The sequence below is a fragment of the Caballeronia fortuita genome, assembly GCF_001544835.2.
Lineage (GTDB): Bacteria > Pseudomonadota > Gammaproteobacteria > Burkholderiales > Burkholderiaceae > Caballeronia > Caballeronia fortuita.
In genome coordinates this window covers 1-2545 of the sequence record NZ_FCNX02000044.1, presented here as the reverse complement: position 1 = coordinate 2545, position 2545 = coordinate 1, and the positions used below count along the sequence as shown (strand labels likewise).

Here is a 2545-nt window from a genome sequence, read left to right as displayed (position 1 = left end):
TAGATAGCGTCAAGCAGCATGGCCGGTTTACCGACAATCATCTTGGCCGGTCGACCGGGATGATTGTCGGTAGTTATCCGGTCATGGTTGTCGCTCCTTGTTGTTGATTGTCGCCGGATGATTGTCGGCGCCGGCTGTTCTGTTTGTCGCTGGCGGTGCGACGACGGTAGCTTTCGACATTCATCTCGAAGATCGTCGAATGATGGACGAGCCGGTCGATTGCAGCGACGGTCATGCCGGGATCAGGAAACACGTCATTCCAGCCCGAGAACGGCTGGTTGGCGGTGATCAGAAGGCTACGACGCTCGTATCGTTCGGCGATCAGTTCGAATAGCACGCTGGTTTCGGCCTGGTCCTTCCGGGCATATGACAGGTCGTCGAGGATGATCAGGTCGAAGCGGTCGAGCTTGGCAAGAGCCGAAGGCAACTGCAGACTCTGACGTGCAGCCTGCAGCTTCTGCACGAGTTCACTGGTCCGTGTGAACAGTACCCGGTAGCCGGCGTCGATCAGCGCGTGTCCGATGGCCGAACCCAGATGACTTTTGCCGGCCCCGGGTGGCCCGAACAGGAGTGCCGTGGCGCCTTTCTCAAGCCACGAATCGCCGGTCGCGAGCGCCATGACGTGCGCCTTCGAAACCATCGGCACCATGCTGAAGTCGAAGGTTGCAAGCGTCTTGGTTGGATCTAGATGCGACTCAGCACGGTGTCGTTCGATGCGCCGCTTGGCTCGCTCGGCCAGTTCGTGTTCGAGCAGTGCGCCGATCAGCCGCGTGGCCTGCCAGCCCTCCTTGTCGGAGCGCTCCGCAAACTCGGGCCATAGGCGGGCGATGGTCGGCAGGCGCAGTTCGTTGAGCATCAAGGCAAGACGGCCAGCATCGTAAGCGGGCGTGCTCATGCGACCTCCTTGCCCAGCAGATCGTCATAGCTGCTTGCGGGTGGCATCTCGACATTGACGACTGGGCAATCGGCGTGACGCGGCGCGAACTCCTCGCGCAGAGCCTTCAGATCAGGCAGCTTGCCGTCAACCAGCAACGCGTTGAGGCGCGCGGCCAGCACGGCCTCGACGCCATCGAGCGCGGCGAGTTCAAGCAATGAAACGATGACTTTGCACGCCTCGCGTTGCGTCAGTCTTGCCTCCAACTGTTCCCACGTCCGGCGATACGCCTCACGCGGAAACAGCTCGTCTCGAAACGCAAGCCCCTTGAAGGCCTGCGGCTTGCGTTTGAGGCTCTCAATAAAGTGTCGGTAATCGAGCGCGCGGCGGTTGTCGCCAGCACGCGAGCCTCGCGAGGTGGTATGCACCAGCGCACCCGACAGATAGCAGTCGAGCCGGTCACCGTAGACGCGCACCTTCAGGCGATGACCGATCAGTCGCGATGGCGCGCTGTACAGAATGCCGCGTACCGTGAAGGTGCTGCAGCGTGTAACGCGCGCTTCTTCCTCGACGAAGTCGGTGGTGCGCCTTGACGGCAGATCCATGAGCTGTTCGCGCTCAAGGCGGAACGCTGCTGCGTTGCGCCGGTTGCGACGCATGACGACCTCGCGCAGAAACTCATCGTAGGCCGCACGATCGACGAAGTCCCGGTGACCGCGCAACATCAACGCCTGGTCGACGGCTTCCTTCAGGTAACGATGCGATGACTCAACGCTACCGTTCTCGTGAGCCAGGCCACGATTATTGCGTGTCCCGTTCATGCCATAGTGCTCAAGCAGCGCCGCATAGCGCACCGTGAAGTCGTCCTCGTCCGCGAGGTTTCTAAACGCCGCTGACAGACTGTCGGTGCGATGCTCGCGCGGACATCCCCCGGCCTGCCAAAGTGCGTTCTGCAATCCCATGGACAGGGCTTCGAAGCTCTCGCCACCTTCAACGACATTGGCGTATTCCCAGCGCGAGAACGCGAGCACGAAGTGATACAGCCGGTGTTCGAACGGCACGCCAGCGATCGTCACTCGCAGTTCGGCCATGTTGGTAAAGTCGGACAGGCCACGTGCGCCGGGCTCATGCAGTTGCGGGAAGAAGACTTCCTTCGGTGGGCCGGACATCGCCCTCCAGTGCCGCACGCGTCGCTCGAGCGTGCGGCGTGTGCTGTCGGGAAACTCCCCGGGATGATCGTCCTGCAGCTTGCGCAGGATCGTGACCGCCTGAAGTTGCGGCGCGTTCGCGAGCATCTGAACGACTTCAGTATCCCAGACGTCCGCGAAGGGATCGGGACGGGAACGCCAGTAACGACGAGGTTTCTGGGATGGCAGTAAGGCGTCTCGTTCTATGCGACGCGCGCTGCGCACGCTGATGCCGGCCTTGGCGGCGGCGATCTCCTGAGAGTGATGTTTGCGTTTGGACATGTAGAGGCGAACCTGTTGGTCGGTAATACGGGTTCCGGACATGCGGCTGATCGCTTCTTCTTGATTTGATCAGCCATCGTAGAACCCGGCCGACTCGGCGCCGCCGTTGGTGAGAGCTCTCCGGCGGCTACGCCGCCTCCGACCTCTCACCAACGGCCAAAACCTCTGTCGCTATACCGGCCAAGATGATTGTCGCCGCGCA

The 2545-nt window shown here is 61.5% G+C and carries 2 protein-coding genes; both read right to left on the bottom strand.

The features are described from left to right. Positions 1–73 precede the first annotated feature (73 nt). Positions 74–895 carry an IS21-like element helper ATPase IstB gene (gene istB, locus AWB77_RS34025; protein WP_061138844.1) on the bottom strand — a complete coding sequence of 274 codons (822 nt, stop codon included), beginning with the start codon at positions 893–895 and terminating at the stop codon, positions 74–76. Then, a complete protein-coding gene (istA, locus tag AWB77_RS34020) occupies positions 892–2385 on the bottom strand; it encodes an IS21 family transposase (RefSeq protein ID WP_061138843.1) in 1494 nt (497 codons plus the stop codon). Before istA ends, istB begins: the two co-directional genes overlap by 4 nt. Positions 2386–2545: the final 160 nt, after the last annotated feature.

Bases quoted from the DNA above. Each gene is read 5' to 3' on its own strand.
- istB (WP_061138844.1), bottom strand. From the start codon at position 895: ATGAGCACGCCCGCTTACGATGCTGGCCGTCTTGCCTTGATGCTCAAC.
- istA (WP_061138843.1), bottom strand. From the start codon at position 2,385: ATGTCCGGAACCCGTATTACCGACCAACAGGTTCGCCTCTACATGTCC.